The sequence below is a fragment of the Mycobacterium sp. NGS48 genome, assembly GCF_059812585.1.
In genome coordinates, this window is the sequence record NZ_JCALCY010000028.1 from 1 (window position 1) to 23,890 (window position 23,890).

The window sequence follows — 23,890 nt, forward strand, 5'->3', positions numbered from 1 at the left end:
TTGCGTAGCGTCTGATTGGGTGTCACTCCGAATTTCTGGCGATATGCGACGCCGAAGTGGCCCAGATGGCCGAAGCCCCATTTGCTGGCGATCTGGGTCACCGTAACCGTGTCAGGCGATGCCGCGGTTAGCTCCGCGTGGACACGGCAGAGGCGAATTTCACGCAGATAAGCGACCGGCGGCATACCGAGGTGCTGCTTAAACGCCTCTTGCAGCGCGCGGACGCCGATGCCGACCTCGCGCGCCAGATCTGTGACCGTCCAAGGCTTCTCCGGGTGGCTTCTCAGCAAGTCGATGGCCCTTCTCACGGTTCGCGGTCGCAGTGTCTGACCCCGATCACCAAGTGCCGCCTCACGAAAAGCTGGCTGTGCGAGGAGGAAACCATGCATCACGAGTTGCTCGAGGTGTCTCCCGGTAAGGGGGTGCTGGGCAATGCTTTCGGAACGCGCGAATTCCTGCCTGAGGAGTGACAGAACACCGAGCCAGCTTTTGCTGGTTTCCGTTGTGAGGTCCATGCTGGTCGCGATGGCGAGAGGCTTGGTGATCGGTCGGCCGAGCAGGCCTTCTATTTCGACCTCTAGATCTGCGCGGCTGAACTTGACGCACAACTGGGCGCAGTCAGCGGCCCATTTGATCCCCGCGGGACGTCCTGGCAGGAACACGGCTGCCCGCAGAGGTGTACCGAGCACCGATTCGGTACCGCACCACGATTCGGCGTGTCCGAACAAGGGGACGTTGATGTGGTAGTTGTCTAGCGCGCTTGTGTTGACGAGTTCGACGTCCGCGCCATAGCTGAGATACCCGACAGTCACCCCGCCGATGCGCGATGCGCTCAGCCGCGCGTCCAGATGCCTAGACCGCCCCGTGTATTCCACACGGTGGGGCGTGAACAAACGGGATGCGACGTTGCAGGCGTCGGAGAGCTCGGCGGTCCGAACGTCGTGCTCCCGATGAAAGTATGTAGGGGTGGCGATGGTTCCTTGGTTCACCGTCGATACCTCACTCGGCGGACAAAAATCACGTTTGCTTGTCCGATAGGTTGCAGGGCCACGAAGGACCGCAGTTCGATGCTTTCTATGGCGGCCGGAAATAAAGAATCCGGTAGTGGGCTACCTCACACACCACCAAGGTATCGAACCCGAATATCTCTGGCAAGCAGAGGCGTTATCTGCCTACTCGGTATGCGCCGCGCCGTGGCCACATCACTTCGCCAGCTCCGGGCTGGATAAGTGCACGTTGACCGCCTTGATCTGACTGAACGAGACGAGTTCCTCCACGCTGTCTTCGCGCCCGATGCCCGAACTCTTCACACCGCCGAATGGGACTCCCCAGAAGTGGCGCGCGCTGCAGTTGACCCACACGTATCCTGCCTGTACCCGGGCCGCGAGAGTGTGTGCCATTTGGAGGTTTTCGGTCCAGACCGCCGCGGTCAGCCCGTAATCGACGTCATTGGCAATCTGGACAGCCTCGTCGACATCGGTGAATGTCATCACCGACAGGACCGGGCCAAAAATCTCGGTGCGGGCGACGGCGCTATCTGGACGCACTTGGGTCAGTACCGTCGGCCCAACAAAATAGCCTGTATCTCCGATGTGTGAGGGCCGCCCACCACCGATCCTGACTTCGGCTCCGTCACGGTGGGCGGAGTCGATGGCGTCAAGCACACGCTGGTAGTGCTGCCTGCTCACCAATGGCCCCATCTGCGTCTCCTCTGCCAGAGGATCACCAATTCGGATCCGACCCACGAGGGCGTCGACGTGTCGGAGCACATCCTCGGCGATAGCCTCGTGGACGAGTAGTCGGCTGGTCGAACCGCAGGACTGACCCATCGTCGCAGTGAAATTCATCCCCGCTACAGCTCCGGCAGCCGCCCTCTCGGGGTTCGCATCGGGCAACACGATCATTGCGTTCTTGCCACCGAGCTCGAGCGTGACGTCCTTGACGCCGGTCTCCGCCGCGTCACGAAGGATGGACCGACCGGTCCCTTCGGAGCCAATGAATGCGATTCGCCGCACTGCCGGGTGTCGCACTAGTGCCCGCCCACTGGCAGGACCCTGGCCGGACAAAACGCTGAGGATACCGACGGGAAGCACTTCACGAGCAATCTCAGCGATGCGGAGCGCGGACAACGGTGTCTGTTCGGGCGCCTTGAGTACTACGCTGTTTCCCGCGATCAGGGGTGCGGCCACCTTGGACGCGGCAAAGAACAGCGGATGGTTGTAGGGAACGATACGAGCCACCACGCCGTACGGCTCGCGCAGTGTGTAGTGCAGATTTTCCGCCGTTGCCGGAATCGTTCGCCCTCCCAGACTCAGGGCAAGATCGCACATGATTTCGACGTATTCCACCGCGGCGTCGACGTCAAGACGCATGGCGCTGACTGGGAATCCGCCGTCGAGAGAATCGAGGACAGCGAGCTCCTCGCGGTGTTCACGAAGCGCATCGGCGAAAGATCGAAGGTGACGGGCACGGGCCCGAACCGCCATCCGAGACCAGCTTCGTTGTGCATCTTCCGCTTGGCGTACGGCTATGTCGACGTCATCGGTCGTACAGTCCGGAACCTCCGCCAGCGGCTGCTCAGTGGTGGGATTCAGACTCACGTAGCGGTGTCCGACGCCCAGCTCTCGGTCTCCGAGGCTTATCCGCCATTCCCTGTCCGCGACATTGTGCCGCGGCGACCTGATGGTAGTGGCCACGAATCGACATCCTCACTTCTTTGACGATGATGAGGGAGGTGATGATTCACCTCCCGGTAGCTACCCGGTGTTGGGCTCCACGAGGGCTGACAGAGTTGTGTGCTCGCCGGAAAGCACGCGCGTATCCACCGCCGGCCGTTCAGCGATCAAGCGGCGGCTCAGATGTACGTCGCGGGTGGCATCAATCCCAAGTGCTGCGACGAGCCTGTCGCCTTTGAGGTAGAACGCGACGAATCTGTCCTCGCTTGGGTGTCCCTTGGCGATAACTTTATCCGCGTGATTAGGGAAGCCCGTGACTTGGATATTCCTGCCAAACTGGTCGGACCAGAACCAAGGTGCGTCCGCGGCCGTACCGTCAAGTCCAAGGATGGCTCGTGCGGCGGTTAGGCCCTGGCTCTGGGCGTTTTGCCAATGTTCGATGCGGATCCTGCCGCCGCAGATGGGCTCCGGACGTCTGGCGACGTCCCCTGCCGCGTACACGCAGGGTGCCGGGGTAGCACAACGCGCGTCCACCTCGATGCCGTCGGATACCGGCAAGCCGGCCGCGACCGCCAACTCGATATTGGGGGTTGCGCCGACGCCGAGGACAGCCACGTCGGCATCCCAGAGTCGACCATCGCCGGTCGTGATGTGCACTCCATGACCGTGGGGAACAATGCTGCGGACAGGTACGTCGGTCAGCAATCGCACACCGTGCTCTGCGTAGAAGGTCGCCAGCATCGCTCCGACCGTCTTGCCGAGTACGCGCTCGAACGGAGCCGTCATAGCCTCGAGCATCGTTACTCGACATCCCAAAGAAGTTGCGCTCGAGGCTAGTTCGGCTCCGATGAATCCCCCGCCCACTATCGCAACTGAAGCTCCCGGAGTCAGCGACGACCGAATGGCAAGGGAGTCAGAGAGGGTTCGCAATGCGAACACCCGATCCGAAGACGAATCCAAATTTTCGGGCCATCGGGCTTTTGCCCCTGTCGCCAGCAGTGCGTGGTCGAAGCGGATCGTCTCTCCGGAGCTCAACTGCAGCCGACGTTGCCGGACATCGATGGCGTCGACACGCACGCCTAGTTGCAGGTCGATGTCACAGTCGTCATACCAGGACGACGGGCGCAGCCAACAGTCCGTCAGTTCACCAGTCAAAACCGCCTTCGACAGTGGCGGACGGTCATACGGCGCGACATTTTCGTCCGAGAACAAAAGCACCTTCCCGTCGAATCCTGCGTCGCGCAACTCGTTGGCGGTAGACACTGCCGCCAGCCCACCGCCAACCAGGGCGACCACCTGCTTGCGCCTCACTGACTGATGCTGGCCTGGTGTATCGAAATTGCGGATCCTGGACACTCATGGGCAGCTTCTTTTACCGCACCTTCCACTTGGGGCGAAAGATCACTGGTAATGACGCTGGCCTTGCCGAGCGAATTGATCTGGAAGACACTCGGCGCTATGTCGACACAGACCCGGTAACCGCAGCACCGCCGCGGATCAACTTCTACCCGCATGACTCGGGCACCTCTCTCTCATTTTTCGAACTCGGGTGCAGTCGGCTACGTCAGCGGCGGCCCGGGCGGACCCACCCGCCGGCTGATCGTCTGCAATTCGGTGTAGGCATCCAGGCTCGCCGGCGAGAATTCGCGACCGATGCCGCTGCATTTGGTGCCGCCGAACGGCGCGCGGGGGTCGAGCGAGGTGAAAGTGTGACTGTTGACGAAGACCGAGCCCGTATCTAGATGCTGCCCAAGTTCGAACGCCCGTGCCTCGTCCGTTGTCCAGATTGATGCGGCAAGGCCGTACGACTGGCGGTTAACGAGGCTAATAACGTCGTTTAGGTCGCTATAGCGCAATATCGGTACGGCCGGCCCGAACTGTTCCTCCGCCACGATGGAGTGCCCAGGTTTGGCGTCTGTTACAACAGTCGGCATCATGTAGTGGCCGTGATCCCACGCCGCGGTATCCAGCCTGCTGCCAAGCGTCAAGACCTTCCCGTCGTTGGCGGCAGCGTCCTCCAGCATCTTCGCGACGATCGCGCATTGTTCTGCATTGTTGAGCGGCCCCATGGTGCTGCGCGGATCGTCGCCCGGCCCGACAACGATCTTGTCCACCTCAGCCATAAAGGCTTCGACGAAGCGGTCGTAGAGACGGTCTGGCACGTAGATGCGCTTCAGCCCAAAGCACACTTGGCCGCTCGCGGCGAACGCCCCGGTCGAGAGGGCTTGCATCGTCTGCTCGGACAGCTCCACATCCGGGAGGACGATTGCGGGGTCGTTGCCACCGAGTTCGAGTGTGATCCGCTTGATGTCGCGGGCCGCTGAAGCCATCACTTTGCGGCCAGTGGCGATGCCGCCGGTGAATCCGATCTTGCGAATCAGCGGATGCTCGACGAGTGCCGCGCCCACCGTGTCGCCGCCCGTGACCATGTTCAACACGCCTGGCGGAAAATGCTCCTGCAGAGCGCGGATAACCTCGGCCAAGACCAGCGGTGAATTCTCCGAAGGCTTTAAGACCACGGTGTTCCCGGCCGCGAGCGCCGGCGCGATTTTCATGAACGACAAAACGACCGGAAAGTTCCATGGCGTAATCGCTGCGACCGGACCCACGGCGCGGCGTCGAACCACCGTAGTACCGCCGGTGTCGCGAATAACGCTCTCGGCCAGCGCCTCTGGCGCGATACCGGCCGTGTAGCGGCAGATACCCGAAGCGAATTCGAGGTCAAGATGCGACTCGGCGAGGATCTTGCCGTTCTCGCGGCTGAGGATGGGCGCGTACTCCTCCATCATGTCGTGAATCACGTCTGCGGCCGCGATGAGCGCTTGCTGTCGTTGCTGAACCGGTCGCGCCGACCAGTCCGGCATAGCGGTGGCCGCCGCACGAACCGCTGCGTCGACCTGCTCGGGAGCTGCATCCGGAATTGTCCCGACGGTTATTCGGGTATCGGCGGGGCTGACGACGCTAATCAGTCGATCCGACGACTCTTCTCGCCCATTGATGACCAGCTTTGCGGCGATCATCGCGAACTCCTCGAAGCACTTTCGGCAATAGATTGCTCGTACCCAACGGCAGTCGCTGACACCTTGGCGCCGTCAGTGCCACCGCCCGCTTCGATGCCTCCGCGTGACAAGCGGTACCCCTCAGCCATGGCGCTCCATTGCGTGCCATAGCGACGGGCAGAGTCAATGACTGCGTCGGGGATGTGAATAAACGGTGGCCGCGCCGGTCCAGCCCTACCGTATCCGGCGACATCGATGGCGATCTTCCACCAGGCCGACTGCATGGCTTGGAATTCCTCCATTGATAAACCCAATGTGCGAAACGGCGCTTGCATGTCGTCGGCAATCCGCGCTGCCTCGGTCCAGTCGGCCTGCTGGCAGGCATCGCGCAGCGACAGCGAGGGCCACGGACCCATACAAACGTCGATGCTCCAGCCGCCAGCCGCACCGAATGACATCGCCGGATACATCAACTGGTCCAAGACGAGGACCGCCAGTTCGTCCTGGGCTGCCTTGATCGCACCGATGACATTAAAGATGTCCATCGACGTCTGCTTGAGCGCCACCACATTGCGGATCTGTGCGATCTCCCGGAAGGCACTGGGCGGCAGTGTGATCCGGAAAGCATGTGGATTCTGATAAATCATGATCGCTAGCTCGGGAACTGCATCGGCGAGGTCTTTGAAGTACTGAACGGCGTTGTCGATTGTTTGCGGGAGGTACATGGGTGGACCAGTCATCATGCCGTCCGCACCGAGATCTGCGATGAGTCGGGCCCGCGCAATGGAGTCGCGCGTGTTCAATGTGCTCGCCCCGACGAATACCGGCACCCGCCCGTTGACCGTGTCCACCACAGTGCTCACGAGCGTGCGGTACTCCTCGGTGGTCAGGGTGTGCGACTCGCCGGCGCTTCCAGTGGTGACAATCCCGTCCGCCCCGTCACGCACCAACCGATCAACCAACTCCGACAGCGCTTCGGTATCCACGGTGTCAATGGCGTTGACATCGGCAGCATCCGGGCTCCCGGGGGCCGGCACGAACGCCCACAAGCCACGTATATCATCGGCTAAAAGCGTTGTTTTCTTTGCTCTCATAACAGCGTCCTTTCGGGATGTTCATCGGACATGCGCACTCGGTGGTTGGAGACCCATCAGTCCGATGTGTGGTGACCTGGACCGTAAGGCTCGCGCAGAAACTCGGAGAAGACTTCCTTCGGCTGCCACGACAGGCTTTCCAGCTCCATCGGATCGAGCTGAATACGAAAGCCTAGGCGTGGGCTGATGATCTCTAGTCGTTCTCCGTTACGGGTATGGACTTTGCCGACGGTGACCATCGCGAACTCGTTGGCAATGGTCACCGCCGTGCTGGAAAGGTCGTCCATGACGTTGTCCTCCTGTTGGTGTGATCGCAATATCGCGCGGGCCCCGACTAGAAGAAGAACGCCAGGTTGTGCGTCCCGATCACCGAGTGATCGAGGATGACTGTGCGGGCAGCCAGACGTAATCCGGCCTCCGTCCGCCGAATTCGGTCCCGCCGCTCCGCCACGACCAGGTCAACCGTTGGGCTATCCCCCCGGCTGCGAGACACGAGCAGGTTCGACCGCACCTCGTACTCATCGGCCTGCGACGTCGATCGCACCCGTACATTGGATACGAAATGTCGTATCCGTGACGCTGGATCTTCGGCCCAGGCGTACTCGGTGTCCAACCGCAGGACCCGCATTTGCAAGCCCGTGTAGTCATCATCCCAGTGCGTCATGACAGTCGAAATACCATCCGCACCGCGTTCCTTGGTCACCCGCACGGGTATGACGTAGCGGATATCTTCTGAGCACAGTTCTAGCCAGTCGTGAAACCGTCCATCGTCCAACAGTTCTGACTCATCGAAAAGAAAAGCTTCGATTTCGTTTCGGAGCAGCAGCTCTTCACCGGTCGTTGCTACCACGCCACACCATCCCTCACCGTTGATAGATTTTCTTGTACGCCGCAGCAGATTTCATACACCGTCATGATGCCGCTTCCGCCCTGGCGGCCGCGGTCTGCGCACCGTCGGTTGTCTTCGCCCAGAGATCTTGGACGCCGGCGTCATCGGTTGAAAGGTGATCAAGCCAATGACCCCAGAATTCCCGCTGGTTCTGCTCCGCGTAACCGCTGGCCAGCGCCCGTCCGGGACCCTTCCAGTGCTCATCGCTGCCCAACACGCCCAGTCCCATCTGGAAATTCAACATCTGGCCGCCAGCGAGACGGCCTTGTGTGCCGCGGGTAATTGCGCGCCAGTTTTCGGCGTCGTCTTGCTCGAAGACCCCCGATACGCCGAAGGTACGGACATATGTTTCATATGACTCTTGTTTAAACGCTTCGGGGGCATCCTTTTCGATGAGAAACCACGACCAGACCTCCATCGTGTCGTGGGTTAAAGGCCGCCACAGCCGCAGCGTTAACATCGGCACGGGCGGCGACTTGTGGTCCTTCCCGATGAGGACGTTGAGGAACGACAAATTCGGAAATACGGTGCCATGCAAGAAGATTGATCTCTGTAGGACATCAGCATGCGTTTGGTCACCGTATGCCTCGACGAGGCCCTCCACGATCTCCGTTGGGTAACCGAGGTAGGGAGGCATCTGATAGCCGGGCGGCACACCGAGCACGCCCAGACCGTGGCCGTTGGAAAGACCAATGTGCGCCGGCGCAGATGCGAACTTCGGATCTGGTGGTACCAGGCCGAGTTCGGCCATCGAGCGATGGGTCATCAGGGTGTGGTAAGCGTCGCCGACGAAGTTGTCCGCGCCGAGTTTCCAGTTGGCGTCAATGATCCAGCGTTGCGGCTCGCCGCGGACCTCGAGGCCACCTCGGCTTCGCTTGGTCATCAATTCCAGATACCAAGTCATCTCTCCCAGATAGTCAACAAGGCTGGGAGCCGCGTCGTCGACGCAACCAAAGATCAGACCGTCGTACGATTCCAGGCGCGGAACCTGGGTCAGGCTCCATTTCTCCTTGTCCATCTCTACCCCGTAGACCTCTTTTTGCGCCGGGACGCCGGCCAACGCTCCGGTATTTTTATAGGTCCAGCCGTGATAAGGGCAGCGGAAATGCGATGTGTTACCCATCTCGGTGCGGCACAACATTGTTCCGCGGTGCCGACATGAGTTGGCCATCGCGCGGATTGCACCGTCTTCCGTACGGACAACGATGACCGACCCTCCGGCCAGATAACGCACGACGTAGTCACCTGGCTGAGGGATCTCGGTCTCGTGGGCGAGAAATTCCCAGCACCGACCGAAGACGCGCTGGGCCTCGAGCTCGTGAATGCGTGGGTTGGCAACCAACCCACCCGGTAGTTGCCCTCGCTCGATGCTTTCTTTTGCTTCTGCGATGAGTCTCTGTAGGTCCGCGTCATTGCCGACAATTGCCATTCGATTTCCAATCTTTGGGGTTAGGAGTGCGCCACACGCAAGGGATGAACTAGAGTTGGTATGCGAGATCCAGAGCACTTTCGATCTGCGCTAGCCGGTCCTGTGCCTTCGCGACCGACATCATCTTGAGCATGTCGCCTTCCGCCTTCATACGCCCGGTCATCGCTGCGGTCTGCCCGTTGAGTTCACCCTTGGAAAGAGCGACATTCGTCTCGTAAGTCATCTCGGCGCGCACATCTGGCGTGCTGGGCGCGGGTCCAATCCGGACGTCGAGAGTTCCGTTGTCGAAATGCATGTAGTACTCACTGCTCTGGGGACTGTCGGACACCGCAACCTGCAGCACGAGCTCGTGTCCTTTTGCCGCTGCTCGAAACTTTTCGTCCTTGTTGGCTGCGGTGGTCACTGCGTCCGCCCACTGCTCAGTGAGGAATTGAATCGTCATAACTCTTCTCCCTTGGTGTGTGCTGATCCGTTTGTCTGTCTCACTGCTGTGGCGATGTTCTAGCCGGCTGGTTCGAGTGCCCCTGGCGGTGTCCGGGCCACGAGTTGGTGACCCCACACACTGGGCCGGTCATACTGTGCGACTGTCCAATTCGCGTCGTCGACCGCGACGCCTCCCCAGCCATACTCGATGTCGAACCCGGATGGTGTGCGCACGTAGAAGGAGACCATCCGGTCGTTGACATGCCGGCCTAAAGTCATGCTGAGCGGAATCTTTCGTGATATGCACAGGTCGTAGGCCGTACCGACGTCGTCGAGATCCTCCACCTCGACCAGCACGTGATGTAATCCACGAACGCCGGGGATTGGTGTCAATGCGAGACTGTGATGGCGTGGATTGCAGTGGTAGAACCAAAGGTCGATGAAGGTGTAGATCTCGTCGCTCTTTCGGAATCCGAACACATCCCGAAAGAAGCGATCGGACTGCTTAAGGTCCGGCGTTGCCAGAACGACATGACCGAGTCCCTGGGATCCGGTGATGAATCTGGACATCGGTCGGCCCGGCTGGAAAGATTTCGGAATGAACTTCTGCCCGTAGAACAACTCGTGGCGCAGACCCATCGGGTCGTTGAGAGCGATAAGTCCGAGCACGCCGCGGCTTGCCAGTTCCTCATCCGTTCCCACCTCGAACGGCACTTCCCGCGATTGGAGGATTTCAGCGGCTGCTTCTAGGCCGTCTTCACCGCCCACATCCCAGCCCGTGTACCGCAGTCGATTACGCTCGCCAGGGTGGACCGCGATTCGGTGGGCGGCGTCGTCCATCCGCAGCAGTACGGCGCCGTCGTCAGCCTCGATTGCTTGCATGCCAAGCACGTCAGGACCAAAATCGTGCCACTGCTTGAAGTCTGGCGATTCCACTCCGAGGTATCCCAGCGATCTGACAAGCATTGTTCTAACCCCTTCTAGACTGGCTCGGGCGCCGCGCCCGTCGACACGGTGGTCAGACCAAGGCCGCCGGCAGGTTGCAGCATTCCGCGGACGCCAAGGCCTCCGTCGCTGTTGATGATGACTCCTGTCACGGCTCGAGAGTTCTCTGTGGACGCGAGTAGTAGGTACACCCCGGCGTGGTCAGCCGGATCCTGGGCACGCTGAAGAGGATTGGTGGTACTCAGCATTTCCCCGATATCGGGGACTGCGGATAGTGCAGTGTCACCCTGGTCGAGGTCCGCGATACCCCGTAGATCGGTGATGGTGCCGCCCGGCGCGACACCGTTGACGCGGATCCTCGGTGCAAGTTCGTAGGCGAGTTGGCGCACCACCCCGACAACCGCATGCTTCGACGCCGTATACAGTGGCCCGCCGCCAGAAGTATAAAATCCGCAGTTGGAGACGGTGAAAATGATGCTGGGAGCGTCACTTTCGAGAAGTGCAGGCACCGCCGCTCGGGCACCTAGCAGATAGGCCTTTACGTTGACCGCAAATATCTCGTCGAACGCGCTGCTGAGATCGGGGCCCTCGAAATTTACGAGCGGCACGAAATAGTCGAAAATTCCGGCATTCCCAACGAAGACGTCCAGCTTGCCGAATGCCGCGACCGCAGCTTCGACCGCTCGGCGATTATCCACGAACGACGTCACGTCCCCGACCACGGTGAGGAGGTTGCCGCTTTCGCTCTCGAGATCGCCGAGCCTGCGCTCCGAACGATCCAATACTGCTACGCATGCCCCCTCTGCCAGGAACCGCTCGGCCACAGCGCGACCAATTCCCGATGCGCCGCCGGTTATAAGGGCTACGCGCCCTGAAAGCCAACCCATCTTTTGTGTCCTATGCTCTTCACCCGTTCGTGGATGCGGAGGGCGGTTGCTGCCAGTGTGCGAGTGTGCGTCAAGAGCCCTCCTTTGCTGGATGCCAGCTTCTCCTCCCTGCGCCAGGAGAGCTATCCCTCAAGCGCTTCAATAACTCCAATTCGCGCAGCGCCCAGGTGATGGCAGTGCGTCGCCCCTCGGGGCCCAGCGTCGAACGGGCGCCTGCTGAGGGTCCTTGACCTGGGTACGGCTGCGACTTGGGCTTCCTAGCAGAGACTGAATCTGCATAGCAGAGAGCGCCTATTTGGTGCCTTATCTTTTATGGAGTTGTCGATGTCCGCTGACGGCACGGTGATCGATGGAATCGGTTGCCTATTCGGGACATTCGACGACCGAGAGGCGCCCATACCAAGTTTCTTGAAGCCCGAGCAGCTGTCCGTAGAAGATAGTCAGGCGGGAAGTTCCGTGAACTAAGCTTTCCATGCTTCCAATTTGGCAGGTATGGTCTCTGTCATGCAGAAAGATGGACGGCGTCGGCCGGTCTCTGCGCCCGCACCCGAAGATGCGCTGCTGCCGCAATATCCGATCGAATCGGTGGATAAGGCGTTGAAGCTCATTCTGCTCGTGGCAGAACAGCCAGAGGTACGGCTGAGCGAGGCGACGCGGTATCTAGATGTCGCCTCCTCGACCGCGCACAGGCTGCTCGCGATGCTGCAGTACCGCGGCTTCGTTCGCCAAGATCCTGCGACGAAGGCCTATCACGCGGGTCCGGCAATCACCGGTATCGCGTTCGCGGCCCTTAGCCGCATCGATCTGCCGAGAACGGCGACACCAATCATGCGTCGACTCAGTGAACGGCTCCGTGAATCCGTCCACATGGGCATGCTCGAAGGACCCGCCGTTCGTTTCGTCGCCGCTGTCGAGGGGCCAACTGCCGTGCGTGTCGCATCCCGCCTTGGCTTGACCGTGCCGGCACACTGCACCTCGACAGGCAAGGCGATGCTCGCCCAACTGTCGGACGCGGAGGTTCAACGACTCTATCCGGACGACGCTCTCGAGCGAATCACAAGCAATTCCATCGCTACCCGAATCGAGCTGCTGAAGGAGCTCAGCCGAATTCGGCGCAGAGGTTACGCGGTGAATCGCGAAGAGAGTGAGGAAGGCGTTGCATCAGTCGCTGTGCCGATCCGCACCCGCGCGCCCGGTTTGCGATTGGCCCTCAACGCCGCCGCTCCGGTAAACCGCCTCAAGGCGTCGCAGTACCCCATGGTTGCGGCGGGGCTCTTGGAGGCGGGCAAGGAGATCGGCGATCATCTCGGCGAGGCGCCGTAACCCCCGGAACCCGCTACGGGTTCGTGGATGCGAGCGATCTCGTGCCGCCATGCCGCGTCGGCAGTGAAGCTTGGCCCCAGATCCGGCAGGTCAGCCCAATCGGTGTCGTCGATGTCGCGCAGCGTGCCGCCGGCGGAGAGGATGCGCAACGACGTGCGAGCCAGTTCGTCAAGGCTGATGGCTTGCAGCACGGCTTGCTGGACTGTGGCTGCCGCACTGACGATTCCGTGCCCGCGGCAGATCACGACCGGCCGGTTCCCCATGGCAGCGACCAATTCCTTGCCAAGCGCTGCGCTGCGGATCAGTACCGCACGTTCGTAGACGGGTACGGCCCCGCGTGCCAGCCATGCACCGGGGATGTCGTATGCACCGTAGATCGGGCGGATGGTGATTCCGGCGAGGTCGGCGGCCACAACTTGCGGTGGGTGCAGGTGTGCGACCGCCCGGTGCTGATGGGCCGCGAGCAGGGTTTCGGCATGGATCGGGAATTCGTTGGGTACCCGATAGCCATCGAGTTCACCCGCGGCACCGGCTGTTCCGTCAAAGCGCACCAACCGGACATCGGCCGGACGGGTATATGCGACGCCGTTATCGGTATCGCTGCGGCAACGCAGCAACAGGGTTTCGTTGTCGACACGGAGACTGATATGGCCGAGGATGCCGTCAACTAATCCTCGAGCAGCTGCGACTCGGCACGCTGCGGCCACCGTCGCGCGTTGCTGTTCCAACCCGTCTGTCACGTTGTGCCCCTATGCATCGATGTGTCGCGGTCCCGCAAGTCGTTCGAGCGTTTCTTTGAACACCACATACGGTGTGCGCTGTGCGAGCGCTCTTCGTCCTGCGACGAGGGCCCGCGGCCAGTTGACGACGACCATGCCGCTCAATGTGCGGCCGTCTGGGCTGTACAGTCCGGCGAATCGGCCGGTGCGACTGTTCTCGCCGACCACGTCGACGTGACGGTTCTCGGCGATGCCGGCTTGGCCGACGACCCTGACTTTCCAGTCGTATTGGTCGGTCCAGACGTATTCGACAGGCGCGCAGGCGATGAGCGCGGTTGGTTGCGTGATGTTGTGCCCGACGATTGCCGCCTGCTCGACGGCGTTGGTCCAGTGTTCCACGCGGGTGAGCCGATCATGACGCGGATTCTGCCAGCGGCAGACATCCCCGACTGCAAACACGTTCAGCGCATCCGGCACACGGAGGTACTTGTCGCATATAACGCCGTTGTCGATATGCAGGCCCGACGAGGTCAACCAGTCGTCGTTCGGAATAGCGCCGATTCCGACGACGACGTAGTCAGAGTCGAGGATGCAGCCGTTCGTCAGGGCCACACGGAACCCTGCGCGCCGGCCCGTAATCCCTTCCACTCCGACACCGAAGATTGTGGTGACGCCGTTGCTTTCGTGCAGTCGGGTGAATCTTTCTCCGATGTGTGCGCCCAGCACGCGTTCCATCGGCACGGGGCTGGGATCGATGATAGTGACAGAAAGTCCCAATAAACGTGCGGTAGCGGCTGTTTCGGCGCCAATGAAGCCGCCACCGACAACCACCAGCCGACCACCTCGTGTCAGGTCCGCGCGCAGCCGCTGCGAGTCCTCGTAGGTGCGTAGCATGTGCAGGCCGTCGGGTTGACCCCACGGTGAGGGCCGGGCCCGCGCCCCCGTCGCGATGACCAGATGATCGAACCTCAGGTACTCACCGTTGTCGAGTTCGACTTCGTCGCGCGATAGATGTAGATGTGCGGCTCGGCAGCCCAGCCGGACATCGATGTCCAGTTCGTCGGCGTCGCGCTGGTTTAGCAGGGTGATATCGCCTGGTGCGCACGTGCCGGCGAGGAATGCCTTGGACAGTGGTGGCTTGTCGTAGGGGGACAGCTGCTCATCGCTGAGGAGAACAATTCGTCCTGGGTAGTTCGCTGCTCGCAGCGCCTGCGCCGTGCGCACCCCGCCGATCGATGCTCCGACGATGACCGCAGTTGGGCGACCCATCAATCCTCAACCCGCAGGGCGGAAACGGGGCAGCTTCGCGCCGCTTCCTCTACCCGGGCACGGTCGGATTCGGCCACGTTGGTCACCAGTAGGACCACCACACCGTCGTCGTCGACATCGAAGTACTCGTCGGCGGCAGCAACACAGTTGGCGTACCCCTGACACGCACCCAGATCGGCTTTGACTGTTGGCACGCTGCTATCCCCTTCGCTAACTCGGTGGCACCGGTCTTGGCGCGCCCATCCCGAATCCGCCGTCGGGGTGGGTTGTGCCGGCCGTGATCCCTCGGGACCGGTCAGATGCCAGGAAAACGAAACTCCAAGCGTGGTCTTCGCCGGACAGCGCGACATTCAACGGCGTCCGTGCCGCAAGGTCGCGAGCCCGCGCTGGCGTGGCGTCCAACCGTCTGTCCTCCAACGACAAACTCTGCGGACCACGAAGATCGGTGTTCAACGTGCCCCCTGGTGCCACGCCGTTGACTCGGATATGTGGCGCCAGTTCGTATGCCAGTGTCGTGACCAGACCGCGCACCGCGAACTTCGACGCCACGTACAGCACCCCGCCGCGACTCGGGTAGAACGATGACGTCGACTCGGTGAGCACGATCGAGGCGCCAGGTTGAGCCCGAAGCGCAGGAACGGCGGCCTTGACCGATTGCAGATGGCTCAGCACGTTCGTGTGAAAAATTTCGTCGAAGGCCTTGCTCAGGTCATCGGCGTTGATGTCGGTAATCCCCTTGTAGAAGTCGAAGATTCCAACACAATTGACCAGTGTGTCCAACCCGCCGAAGCTCTCGACGGCGGCGGCGACAGCGGTGTCGTTGGCCTCGCGCGACGTCGCGTCACCCTCCACCACAGGAACATCCGGCAGCTCGCCGCGCAGTGTTGCGCATTTACCGCCGTCGCGTTCCAGCACGGCAACCCGGGCGCCTTCGGCGCGGTAGGCGTCAACGACTGCCCTGCCGATGCCGGAACCCGCACCGACGACCAAGGCGCGCTTTCCCTCGAGCCATCCAGTCATGGCGAACTCTCGTCGTCGGGGAACAGCGGGGCACATACGTTGCCCACCATCGCCGCGAGAGTTCGGGTGTTCTGCCACGTCAACGCCTCGACCTCGAGAGCATCGAGCGTGATCCATTGCCCGGACCGGGGAGAGGAGATCAGCAGTCGCGATCCGTTCCTGGTGTCAACACGGCGCAGCACAACTTCGGTGAATTCGTTTGCCACCGTGAGTGGTTCACCGACGGCGCCTTCCAGGAATGCGGCCAGCTCCTGCGCCGCCAGGCGGGCCGCCCGCGCGTCTTCGCGGTCGTCCTCCCCTTGCAAGCTCATAAAAATACCGCCAGATTTTGCATTCGTATCACCGACTCATCGATCAAGACGGTGCGCCGAGCCAACTTCCACCGGTCCTGCTCGAGGCGCAACAAGTCTTCCCGACCGCAGGAAACCAACGCCGACTCGTTGACGTCACCACGGCTGCGAAACAGTAATTCGGCCGATTCGACAACAAGGTGGCCCTCCTCGGCGGCGAACGTACGTACGTTGGTGACGTAGTGGCGTAACCGCGACGGCGGATCCTCGGTCCAGGCATGCTCTGTGAGGAACCGCGCCACCCGTCGGCTCAACGAGTACTTGTTCTCATCGAAGTGCGCCATGCCCGGCGAAGTGTCGAAGCCGGCGCCGAGTGCCGTCGTCACGCGAACCGGCATGAGGTAGTGAATGTCGTCGGTGAGTAGGTCCAGCCATTCGCGGTATTGCTGGGCGTCGAGCAGGTAGGCCTCGTCCACGAGGAACTGGTGCGCTTGTAAGTGCCGTTGGTCATTAAACGGCAACGGCCTTCCCACCCGTTGCTGGCGTGGCGCGTGATCGCCGAGGACGGCCTGCTCGGAATGGGTCGTCACCGGTGCACCTCTGTGATCGCCGGCATCGAGTGGTTCGTCTGCCGTAGCGGTGTGAGGCCTTCCGGATTGTGGGTACCGATGCCGGTTCGGCGGGTCGGTGCCGTAGGCGATGTGAGATGGTCAGCCCACATGTTGAGGAGAGCGCGTTGGTTTGACTCGTTGTACCCAACCCGGGCGACACCAGGGCCGTGGAACAGATCCGGGGGTAAGGCCTCTGCGACGGGCTGATCATCGCTCAACAGGCCCATCCGACTGTTCAACAGGAGTCGGCGCGCCATCGAACCGCCGGCCGTGTTGGTGAGCGAAACCCAGTTCTCGACGTCATCCTGCTCGAACATGCCGGTGGAACCAAAACACATGAGATAGGCCTTGTACGAGTTCTTCTTGAATTGCTCGGGCGCGGCGGAATCGACCGCGAACCACGAATACACCTCAGTCTCGTGTTGGCTGATCGGCTGCCACGCGCGGATCGAGATGAACGGCAAAACATCGCTTCCCGTTTGGCTGCCCTCTTCCACCTTGGGCCAATTGTGCACGAAACTCAGGTTCGGAAAGCACGAGGCCGCCGAGATCATAAAGCCGTCCTCCCCCACCACTTTCTGCTGCTCTGTTGTCCAGACTTCCTTCATGCGGCCGACCATGTCGTCGGTGTAGCCGACATAGCGCATGCGTTCTTCGAATGTTCCCGAGGGAAGCTTGTACGTCGTTCCGCCGCCGCGATGTGCCCAGTAGGTCGCGCCGTCCTTGCGCTTTTCGGCTTTCGGTTCGCGGAACAAGCCGATTTCCACGACCGAAGCGTGGGTCTGCGGCGTGTGGTACATGTCCCCGGCGAAATTCTCCAGACCGATTTTCCAGTTGGCCTTAATTCGCCACCGTTGCGGCCCCCGTACTTCCAGCCCGTGGTTGCTCTGCCTGGTATAGAAGTCGAGGTAGAACTTGAAGTCACCCAGGTAGTCCTCGAGCGGCTCGGCGTCGGCGTCGGCGTCCAGACTTATGAAGATCAGCCCGTTGTAGCTCGCCAGATTCGGTGCGGGCAGCAGGGTTTGGCCGTTTTTCTTGAACCCGTCCTCGCCGCCGTAGGCATCTTTGTGAAAGGGTAAGCCAACGATGCGGCCGTCGTTGCGATAGGACCAGCCGTGATATGGACAGCGGAAGTTCGATGCGTTGCCCATCTCGGCGCGGCACACCTGCATTCCGCGGTGCAGGCACATGTTGAACATTGCCCGGATCTCGCCCTTCGAATCGCGGGCGATGATGAACGAGTCGTTGAGGACCCGCCGCACGACATAGTCGCCATCCTGCGGTATTTCGGATTCGTGGGCCACGAAAAGCCAGGCGCGGCTGAAAATCCGCTCTTTCTCGAGTTCGAAGATGTCCGCGTCGTTGTAAATGTGCGCCGGAATCATCCCGCCACGCACATCGTCGAGAACTCGTCGCAGATCGCCCATACCGGCAAGGATGCTTCCTTTACGGAGAGATAGTCAACTTATCCTCTGTAGAACAGAGAGTCACATCAGCCGGCTGATGCCTCGGGCGGCGACCTGCAGTGCGCCCAAAAGTCGCTGGCGGTCCCGCTTTAGGGTCGCGACGACCACCCCGATCGCGGCCACAACAGCACCGTCTGAGGACTGAACCACCGGCACCGCAAGGGAACAGGCCCCGCGCGACATCTCTTCGCTTGTCGTGGCCACGCCCTCGCGGCGAATCAGGGCCAGCTGCGCACGCAGCACATTCGGCCGCGTGATCGTGTGCGGCGTGATGCGCGTCAGATTGGCACACACCCGTGCTTGAACGTCAGCAGGCGCATGAGCAAGCAGAACCTTGCCGACCCCGGTGGCGTGCATGGGTAGCCGACTGCCCACCTCACTCAGGATCGGCACCGACATGCGGCCCGCCATCCGCTCCAAATACAACACCTGGTCGCTATCCCGAACCGCCAAGTGCACGGTGGCCAACGTCGCGGCGTAGACGTCGTGCAGGAAGGGCTCTGCCACCCGTTGCAAGCCGTCTCCAACGGGTGCCAGTAACCCGGCGCGCCACGTCAACGGACCCATCGCATAACGACCATCGGCGAGCCGCTGCAACGCCCCGCCCTCGATCAGCCCGCCGATGAGGCGGTGCGCCGTGGGTACCGGCATTCCGGCACGGCGGGCCACCGCCGTCAGCGTCAGACTGCGGTGCCTCTCGTCGAACGCACCCAATATCGCCAGGAGCCGAGAGGTGACTGTCGTGCCGGGGTCCTGGTGGGTGAATCCGTTGTGGTCCTGGCGCCAGACGTGTGAGGACAGCAGGTAGTTGAGGCTGGCGATCGGGCGTCGCCACGCGACCTGCGCGCTGGCATCGAGCCACTTGGCGTGCTGATTGAACATGGCATCGACGATGTGGATGAACGCCTCGTAGCAGGTGAACAGTCCGTGCCGCCCGCTGAGCAGGTAGCCCTCGAGCAGGCCCTCACACATGTGTTCGGAGAGCACCTCGATCAGCCGCCCCTGCGGGTCGAGTTTCTCGTCGAACTCGCCGACCTCGGCTTGCCAGTCCCGTCCAGTGACCTCGAGGATGTCCTGGAGCCGGTTGCTCGCCAGCTCGTCGGGGGCGAAGGTCAGAAAGTTTGTCCGATTCAAGTCGGTGACGTCACGCAGCCAGCCACCCAGCACCCGGGTCGCCTCATGTTCGGTCGCCCCCGGGGCGGACACCTCCACGCCGTAGTCGCGCCAGTCGGGTAGCCGCAGGTCACGAAGCAGAGTTCCGCCGTTGGCCACCGGATTGGCGCTCATCCGCCGGTCGCCGCCGGGGACAACATCCAGTAGCTCGCGCACCGGTCGGCCGGTGTCGTCGGACAGCTCCTCTGGCCGGTACGAGCGCAGCCATTCCTCGAGCACCTGACGGTGACGCTCGTCGGTCCGCGCTGCGGGCAGCGGAACTTGGTGAGCACGGAAGGTGCCCTCCACCTGCTGGCCATCCACCACCGGCGGGCAGGTCCAGCCTTTCGGGGTGCGCAACACAATCATCGGCCATACCTGCTGAGAGCTGACACCGCCAGCCCGCGCGGCCTGTTGGATCTGCTCAATGCGGTCCAGGCAGACCTCGAGTGTTTCGGCCATCGCCTGATGCACCACCGCGGGGTCGTTCCCGGAGACGACGTGCGGTTCATAGCCGTAGCCGCGAAGTAACTCCAGTAACCGGGATTCGGGCATGCGGGCCAGAATCGTGGGATTGGCGATCTTGTACTGGTTCAGCGCAAGAATCGGCAGCACGGCCCCGTCGCGGACCGGGTTGAGAAACGTGTTCGCGTGCCAGCTGGTTGCCAGCGGGCCGGTCTCGGCCTCCCCGTCACCGACAACGCAGAACACAGTCAAGTCGGGATTGTCGAATGCCGCCCCGAACGCGTGCAGCAGCGAATACCCGAGCTCGCCGCCCTCGTGGAATGATCCCGGCGTCTTCGGGGCACAGTGGCTCGGCACGCCACCGGGATAGGAGAACTGGGCGAAGAACGCCGCCATCCCGGTCGCGTCCTGCGGGATGTAGCTGTACAGCTCCGAATACGTGCCCTCCAACCACGCGCAGGCGTTGGGGCCAGGCCCCCGTGGCCGGGCCCGGCCACGAATACCGCATTCAGCCCGCGCTGTGCGATCTGCCTGTTGGCGTGCACCCACACCAAGTTCAGCCCGGGGACCGTGCCGAAGTGACCCAACAGCCTCGGCTTGATGTGCTGCGGAACCAGCGGCTCCCGCAACAGCGGGTTGCCCGAGAGGTAGATCTGACCGACCGCGAGGTAGTTCGCCGCACGCCACCAGGCATCGACCGCCGCCAATTCGTCGCGGTTCAGGAGTCCGGACACGTCGCCCAGAACATAGGGTCGGGGTGCAATTGTCTCACCGCCGCCGCCGTTCTGGTTGTCTGCCGACGTGTCCCCGCCCATGCTCGCCAACTGCGTCACGCGTCGACCTTCCTCTCCTGCACTCACCCATTGTTACGGGGACCGGACGACGGCAGGGGTCTGCGTCGGACATGATTGGGACAGCAGGCCCTTCGCGCGAAGGTCAGCTGTCTCGTGGGAGGACGGTGAGCACCCGGACGATGAAGACTTCGAACGCTGCCATGAAATCGCTTAAGGAACTTCTCGGTCGACTCCTCGGTGACCTGACCGTCGCCAGTGATCAGTCCGGGGGTGAGCTGAATGTAGGCCTCCGGTGCGCCCATCTGAGGTGAATCGCAGTAGCTGAGGACGCTGCGCAGGTTCTGTTGGGCGACCGCTGTTCCGATTTTGCCGGGCGAGGCTCCGAGCACTGCTGAGGGCTTATGCGCGAACGAGTTCGTCCCCCAGGGCCGGCTTGCCCAGTCGATGGCATTCTTCAGGCTGCCGCGGATATCGGAGTTGTACTCCGGTGTCACGAACAGCACCGCGTCAACGGAGGCGATCGCCTCCTTGAGCGCCTTGCCCGACGGCGGGTAATCGGCATCGAAGTCCCGGTTGTACAACGGCAGATCCTTGATCGGGATCTCCACGAACGACAAGTCATCGACAGGGTGCGGTTTATCGACTCGACAGACAGGCTACCGACGAGGTAGCCAACTGTGTAGGTACTCACGACTTTCTCCAAATGTTCACGGCGATGGGCGGTTACAGAGGAGCTTACGACGCGACTCGGGGACCATGGTCAGATCCGCAATCTGCCATCGGCCCGAACGGTCCGCAGAGCCGGACCCCGAGGATTTCGCTGAACGTCGGGAACGGGTGCACAACATTCTTGACGACGTCGACCGGAGTCTGGGCACCGATCATCATCGACACCTCGGAGATCCATTCCTGGGCATGACGGCCCATCGCGTGTGCCCCGATCACCAACCCGGTCTGCGTTGGACGCTGCTCCCGCACGGGTGCTCGTGATACGTATTGCTCCGCGTGAACTAGGCGCTTACGCTTGAGCGCGCCAGGGAGGCTTGACAGAGCCGTGTCGATCGATCGCACCCGCATTCCCCGCTCTCGAAACTCTGCAGAGCATGGGCGAATTGCTCGAGATCAACGACGAAGTGGACTGGTACCTGGAGCTGGGCGCGGTCTTTCGGCAAACGGCCGAGACGCTTTCTCCCGGAGCGATTTTCAACAGGATCAAGGGATCCCCGCCGGGTTTTCGGGCCGCGGATTTCGGGATGGCCAAGAGCGGTACCCCGGGCCAGCCTTGGGCCCGGCTCGCCGTCATGCTCGGCCTTCCGCCCGCCACGGATCTGATGTGGATCCACGCTAGGAGCGCATCGGCCTACCCCAAGAAACGGGTCCTCTCGTTCGAGCTCAACTACCCCGAACCTATTCAGGAAAAGGTTCGATCGAATTGGGCGCGTTGGGGCTTCGAGGACGCCTCATCGAACTAGCGGCACGCGCAACCAACCCCTAGGGGGACGCATTTGAGACTGGGTGCACTGCTGATGCCGTCGCATCCACCCGAGCGCACGATCGGCGACGGCCAGGCCTGGGACCTGCAGGTGATCGCGCGACTCGATGCGCTCGGGTTCGACGAGGTATGGATCGGTGAGCACTTCACCTCGCCGTGGGAGCCGTGTCCGGCACCGGATCTCCTCATCGCACAGGCGTTATCGATGACACGCCGGGTCCGTCATCCCCAGGGTCGAGCCCGAGCCGGAGCGATGCGATCTCGTCGGACCGCCGCGCCCGATGTTCGCCGAAGTGCCAGGTGCCCTGACCCAGCACAGCGATCGCCTCGCCGGAGGGCAGTACCACCGATGGGATAGTCGATGTCATATTTCACCTTTCTGCACCACCGAGTCGGCCGGACCGCCCGGGATGGCAAACCCGACGGTTTCTCCATTCGTCAACCGCGGAGGTCAAAGACCAACACTGGGCCCACGAATGTCCAGGCGGACTCGGATTAAACGGCGCTACTTGACATCTCGTCGGTGCCAAGAACCGCCTCGGCGGTCGTCGCTATCTCTATCGGGTGTGCTCACACAGCGGTTGAGATCCCGAGAAGCCGAAGACCAGACCCGTCAATTCTGACGCGCGACACGACCAGTTGATGGATAACTGCTGATATCCATCAACGCGTGCGACAATAGGCTCATGGCTTCAGCGTCAGACGGAGGTGACAATCTCCAATTGCGTTACCCAGAATGGTTTTTGGCGTTCCTGGCCGATCGCGCCATCCGCAAGCCGTCTCCGCATACCACTAAGGCATACCGGCAGGACTTCGAGGGCATCGCCACGCTTCTGGCCGGCGATCGCGAGGATGTCGCCCACCTGCGACCGGATGTCATCACCAAGGATGCGATGCGGACAGTCTTCGCCGCCTACGCCGACACCCACGAGGCCGCATCGATCCGGCGCTGCTGGTCGACCTGGAACACAGTGTGTTCGTTTCTTTACACTGGTGAGTTGATCGCTTCCAATCCGATGCCGTTCATCGGGCGGCCAAAGGTTCCTAAATCGCTGCCTAAAGGGCTTGGGGCTGAAACGATTTCGGGTGTCCTCACAACAATAGACACCGATCGCACATCGCGGCGCCGCTCGGATTGGGCCGAGCGGGACCGGGCCATCGTCTTGACCGCGGTGCTGGCCGGACTTCGAGCCGACGAACTCATCGGCACCAATGTTGGCGACATCCGCATCACCGATCAGGGTGGTGTCATCCATGTGCGCGGCAAGGGCAACAAGGAACGCCGAATCCCGGTCGAGCCGGCGCTCATCGATGTGCTTGAGCAATACCTGGACTCGCGGGCCGCCCGCTTTCCCCGCGCTAGAAAGCATGCGCGCAAAGGTGGGCTGGCCGACTGGCCGACGACGACCCCGTTGTTCGTAGGCCACGACGGCGAGCGGATCACCCGAGGCACGCTGCAGTACCGGGTGCTGCGGGCCTTCAAAAGGGCGGGGCTCAACGGCCAGCGGGCCAGAGGTGCCCTGGTTCACGGCTTCCGACACACCTTCGCTACCGAGCTGGCCAACGCGGAGGTCAGCGTTTACACCTTGATGAAGCTCCTCGGGCACGAATCGATGGTCACCTCCCAGCGATATGTCGACGGGGCCGGCGCCGAGAACCGCGCCGCAGCAGCCCAAAACCCGCTGTACGGCATCATCGAACAGTCGCGGTCACCTTAGCTACGCGGTCGCCGAAGCGGCCTGCCTCGGGCCGTCTCAAATCGTCAGTGTGACGATTTGGCGCCGTTGCCTGGGGCGATCACCAATGCTTGATAATCCACGCTATGTCAAGTAAGCCGTGTCGGTTGCCGTTGGCCTAACTACCCCTTCGCGCAGCCTTCCAGAGTCATAACCCGCCCAACGGTCACTGCCCGGTGTCCATTTGGACACGTAACTAGCGCGCGTCTACC

At 61.9% G+C, this 23,890-nt stretch carries 26 protein-coding genes and 1 pseudogene; 3 read left to right on the forward strand and 24 right to left on the reverse strand.

Annotated features, from left to right (window positions below; all coding sequences use genetic code 11):
* From AC5Y42_RS22965 to hcaB (AC5Y42_RS23020), 12 genes are all read right to left on the reverse strand, one after another.
* Positions 1–989 (reverse strand): AraC family transcriptional regulator (locus tag AC5Y42_RS22965; RefSeq protein WP_499900868.1); only part of this gene is annotated, 989 nt, incomplete at its 3' end.
* Between the two features lie 213 nt (positions 990–1,202).
* Positions 1,203–2,696, reverse strand: a complete 1,494-nt coding sequence (locus AC5Y42_RS22970) for an aldehyde dehydrogenase family protein (RefSeq protein ID WP_499900869.1) — start codon at positions 2,694–2,696, stop codon at positions 1,203–1,205.
* Between the two features lie 60 nt (positions 2,697–2,756).
* Complete coding sequence (locus AC5Y42_RS22975) at positions 2,757–3,986, reverse strand: NAD(P)/FAD-dependent oxidoreductase (protein ID WP_499900870.1); 1,230 nt, start codon at positions 3,984–3,986, stop codon at positions 2,757–2,759.
* Positions 3,983–4,189 (reverse strand): ferredoxin, encoded by a 207-nt coding sequence (locus AC5Y42_RS22980; RefSeq protein WP_202349421.1) that lies wholly within the window; start codon positions 4,187–4,189, stop codon positions 3,983–3,985. Before AC5Y42_RS22980 ends, AC5Y42_RS22975 begins: the two co-directional genes overlap by 4 nt.
* Positions 4,190–4,234: 45 nt before the next feature.
* Complete coding sequence (locus AC5Y42_RS22985) at positions 4,235–5,695, reverse strand: aldehyde dehydrogenase family protein (RefSeq protein WP_499900871.1); 1,461 nt, start codon at positions 5,693–5,695, stop codon at positions 4,235–4,237.
* A complete protein-coding gene (locus tag AC5Y42_RS22990) occupies positions 5,692–6,768 on the reverse strand; it encodes a dihydrodipicolinate synthase family protein (protein WP_499900872.1) in 1,077 nt (358 codons plus the stop codon). The genes AC5Y42_RS22985 and AC5Y42_RS22990 overlap by 4 nt, the downstream gene beginning before the upstream one ends.
* Before the next feature lie 56 nt (positions 6,769–6,824).
* Entirely contained in the window at positions 6,825–7,055 is a 231-nt protein-coding gene (locus AC5Y42_RS22995) for a dihydrodiol dehydrogenase (protein ID WP_202349424.1), read from the reverse strand.
* Positions 7,056–7,102: 47 nt separating this feature from the next.
* Entirely contained in the window at positions 7,103–7,618 is a 516-nt protein-coding gene (locus AC5Y42_RS23000; RefSeq protein WP_202349425.1) for an aromatic-ring-hydroxylating dioxygenase subunit beta, read from the reverse strand.
* A 61-nt stretch (positions 7,619–7,679) separates the two neighbouring features.
* A complete protein-coding gene (locus tag AC5Y42_RS23005) occupies positions 7,680–9,086 on the reverse strand; it encodes an aromatic ring-hydroxylating dioxygenase subunit alpha (RefSeq protein ID WP_499900873.1) in 1,407 nt (468 codons plus the stop codon).
* 49 nt (positions 9,087–9,135) lie between these two features.
* Positions 9,136–9,528: an SCP2 sterol-binding domain-containing protein gene (locus AC5Y42_RS23010; RefSeq protein ID WP_499900874.1), complete on the reverse strand. Its 393-nt coding sequence runs from the start codon at positions 9,526–9,528 to the stop codon at positions 9,136–9,138.
* A 59-nt stretch (positions 9,529–9,587) separates the two neighbouring features.
* A complete protein-coding gene (locus AC5Y42_RS23015; RefSeq protein ID WP_499900875.1) occupies positions 9,588–10,475 on the reverse strand; it encodes a VOC family protein in 888 nt (295 codons plus the stop codon).
* 14 nt (positions 10,476–10,489) lie between these two features.
* The gene (gene hcaB / locus AC5Y42_RS23020) at positions 10,490–11,341 is read right to left on the reverse strand and encodes a 3-(cis-5,6-dihydroxycyclohexa-1,3-dien-1-yl)propanoate dehydrogenase (RefSeq protein WP_499900876.1); all 852 of its coding nucleotides are present in this window, start codon (positions 11,339–11,341) and stop codon (positions 10,490–10,492) included.
* Between the two features lie 504 nt (positions 11,342–11,845).
* Between hcaB (AC5Y42_RS23020) and AC5Y42_RS23025 the strand changes: the two genes are divergently transcribed.
* Positions 11,846–12,664 (forward strand): IclR family transcriptional regulator, encoded by an 819-nt coding sequence (locus AC5Y42_RS23025; RefSeq protein ID WP_499900877.1) that lies wholly within the window; start codon positions 11,846–11,848, stop codon positions 12,662–12,664.
* Here AC5Y42_RS23025 and phtC read toward each other — a convergent pair.
* From phtC to AC5Y42_RS23080, 11 genes and pseudogenes are all read right to left on the reverse strand, one after another.
* A complete protein-coding gene (phtC, locus tag AC5Y42_RS23030) occupies positions 12,643–13,404 on the reverse strand; it encodes a 3,4-dihydroxyphthalate decarboxylase (RefSeq protein WP_499900878.1) in 762 nt (253 codons plus the stop codon). The genes AC5Y42_RS23025 and phtC overlap by 22 nt on opposite strands.
* Positions 13,405–13,413: 9 nt before the next feature.
* The gene (locus AC5Y42_RS23035; RefSeq protein ID WP_499900879.1) at positions 13,414–14,652 is read right to left on the reverse strand and encodes an NAD(P)/FAD-dependent oxidoreductase; all 1,239 of its coding nucleotides are present in this window, start codon (positions 14,650–14,652) and stop codon (positions 13,414–13,416) included.
* On the reverse strand, positions 14,652–14,846 hold the full coding sequence (locus AC5Y42_RS23040) for a ferredoxin (RefSeq protein ID WP_499900880.1): 195 nt from the start codon (positions 14,844–14,846) through the stop codon (positions 14,652–14,654). Before AC5Y42_RS23040 ends, AC5Y42_RS23035 begins: the two co-directional genes overlap by 1 nt.
* 16 nt (positions 14,847–14,862) lie before the next feature.
* Positions 14,863–15,672, reverse strand: coding sequence for a 3-(cis-5,6-dihydroxycyclohexa-1,3-dien-1-yl)propanoate dehydrogenase (gene hcaB, locus AC5Y42_RS23045; protein ID WP_499900881.1), 810 nt, complete (start codon positions 15,670–15,672; stop codon positions 14,863–14,865).
* Complete coding sequence (locus AC5Y42_RS23050) at positions 15,669–15,983, reverse strand: dihydrodiol dehydrogenase (protein WP_499900882.1); 315 nt, start codon at positions 15,981–15,983, stop codon at positions 15,669–15,671. Before AC5Y42_RS23050 ends, hcaB (AC5Y42_RS23045) begins: the two co-directional genes overlap by 4 nt.
* Entirely contained in the window at positions 15,980–16,495 is a 516-nt protein-coding gene (locus tag AC5Y42_RS23055) for a 3-phenylpropionate/cinnamic acid dioxygenase subunit beta (protein WP_499900888.1), read from the reverse strand. Before AC5Y42_RS23055 ends, AC5Y42_RS23050 begins: the two co-directional genes overlap by 4 nt.
* A gap of 53 nt (positions 16,496–16,548) precedes the next feature.
* The gene (locus AC5Y42_RS23060; RefSeq protein ID WP_499900883.1) at positions 16,549–18,000 is read right to left on the reverse strand and encodes a Rieske 2Fe-2S domain-containing protein; all 1,452 of its coding nucleotides are present in this window, start codon (positions 17,998–18,000) and stop codon (positions 16,549–16,551) included.
* Positions 18,001–18,060: 60 nt separating this feature from the next.
* A complete protein-coding gene (locus tag AC5Y42_RS23065) occupies positions 18,061–18,762 on the reverse strand; it encodes an IclR family transcriptional regulator (protein ID WP_499900889.1) in 702 nt (233 codons plus the stop codon).
* Between the two features lie 21 nt (positions 18,763–18,783).
* Positions 18,784–20,471, reverse strand: a pseudogene (locus AC5Y42_RS23070) (phosphoketolase family protein); the annotation flags it as partial.
* A gap of 41 nt (positions 20,472–20,512) precedes the next feature.
* Positions 20,513–21,058 (reverse strand): NADPH-dependent FMN reductase, encoded by a 546-nt coding sequence (locus AC5Y42_RS23075; RefSeq protein ID WP_499900890.1) that lies wholly within the window; start codon positions 21,056–21,058, stop codon positions 20,513–20,515.
* A 127-nt stretch (positions 21,059–21,185) separates the two neighbouring features.
* Positions 21,186–21,428, reverse strand: coding sequence for an oxidoreductase dimerization domain-containing protein (locus AC5Y42_RS23080; protein ID WP_499900884.1), 243 nt, complete (start codon positions 21,426–21,428; stop codon positions 21,186–21,188).
* A 65-nt stretch (positions 21,429–21,493) separates the two neighbouring features.
* Here AC5Y42_RS23080 and AC5Y42_RS23085 point away from each other — a divergent pair, with 65 nt between their 5' ends.
* Positions 21,494–21,922: a hypothetical protein gene (locus tag AC5Y42_RS23085; protein WP_499900885.1), complete on the forward strand. Its 429-nt coding sequence runs from the start codon at positions 21,494–21,496 to the stop codon at positions 21,920–21,922.
* Between the two features lie 205 nt (positions 21,923–22,127).
* On the opposite strand, the gene AC5Y42_RS23090 is transcribed toward AC5Y42_RS23085, so the two are convergent.
* A complete protein-coding gene (locus AC5Y42_RS23090) occupies positions 22,128–22,310 on the reverse strand; it encodes a hypothetical protein (RefSeq protein WP_499900886.1) in 183 nt (60 codons plus the stop codon).
* A gap of 318 nt (positions 22,311–22,628) precedes the next feature.
* Here AC5Y42_RS23090 and AC5Y42_RS23095 point away from each other — a divergent pair, with 318 nt between their 5' ends.
* Complete coding sequence (locus tag AC5Y42_RS23095; protein WP_499900887.1) at positions 22,629–23,660, forward strand: tyrosine-type recombinase/integrase; 1,032 nt, start codon at positions 22,629–22,631, stop codon at positions 23,658–23,660.
* The last annotated feature ends 230 nt before the right edge of the window (positions 23,661–23,890 follow it).

Bases quoted from the DNA above. Each gene is read 5' to 3' on its own strand.
- AC5Y42_RS22980 (WP_202349421.1), bottom strand. From the start codon at position 4,189: ATGCGGGTAGAAGTTGATCCGCGGCGGTGCTGCGGTTACCGGGTCTGT.
- AC5Y42_RS22985 (WP_499900871.1), bottom strand. From the start codon at position 5,695: ATGATCGCCGCAAAGCTGGTCATCAATGGGCGAGAAGAGTCGTCGGAT.
- AC5Y42_RS22990 (WP_499900872.1), bottom strand. From the start codon at position 6,768: ATGAGAGCAAAGAAAACAACGCTTTTAGCCGATGATATACGTGGCTTG.
- AC5Y42_RS22995 (WP_202349424.1), bottom strand. From the start codon at position 7,055: ATGGACGACCTTTCCAGCACGGCGGTGACCATTGCCAACGAGTTCGCG.
- AC5Y42_RS23005 (WP_499900873.1), bottom strand. From the start codon at position 9,086: ATGGCAATTGTCGGCAATGACGCGGACCTACAGAGACTCATCGCAGAA.
- AC5Y42_RS23010 (WP_499900874.1), bottom strand. From the start codon at position 9,528: ATGACGATTCAATTCCTCACTGAGCAGTGGGCGGACGCAGTGACCACC.
- AC5Y42_RS23015 (WP_499900875.1), bottom strand. From the start codon at position 10,475: ATGCTTGTCAGATCGCTGGGATACCTCGGAGTGGAATCGCCAGACTTC.
- hcaB (WP_499900876.1), bottom strand. From the start codon at position 11,341: ATGGGTTGGCTTTCAGGGCGCGTAGCCCTTATAACCGGCGGCGCATCG.
- AC5Y42_RS23025 (WP_499900877.1), top strand. From the start codon at position 11,846: ATGCAGAAAGATGGACGGCGTCGGCCGGTCTCTGCGCCCGCACCCGAA.
- AC5Y42_RS23035 (WP_499900879.1), bottom strand. From the start codon at position 14,652: ATGGGTCGCCCAACTGCGGTCATCGTCGGAGCATCGATCGGCGGGGTG.
- hcaB (WP_499900881.1), bottom strand. From the start codon at position 15,672: ATGACTGGATGGCTCGAGGGAAAGCGCGCCTTGGTCGTCGGTGCGGGT.
- AC5Y42_RS23050 (WP_499900882.1), bottom strand. From the start codon at position 15,983: ATGAGCTTGCAAGGGGAGGACGACCGCGAAGACGCGCGGGCGGCCCGC.
- AC5Y42_RS23060 (WP_499900883.1), bottom strand. From the start codon at position 18,000: ATGGGCGATCTGCGACGAGTTCTCGACGATGTGCGTGGCGGGATGATT.
- AC5Y42_RS23090 (WP_499900886.1), bottom strand. From the start codon at position 22,310: ATGACATCGACTATCCCATCGGTGGTACTGCCCTCCGGCGAGGCGATC.
- AC5Y42_RS23095 (WP_499900887.1), top strand. From the start codon at position 22,629: ATGGCTTCAGCGTCAGACGGAGGTGACAATCTCCAATTGCGTTACCCA.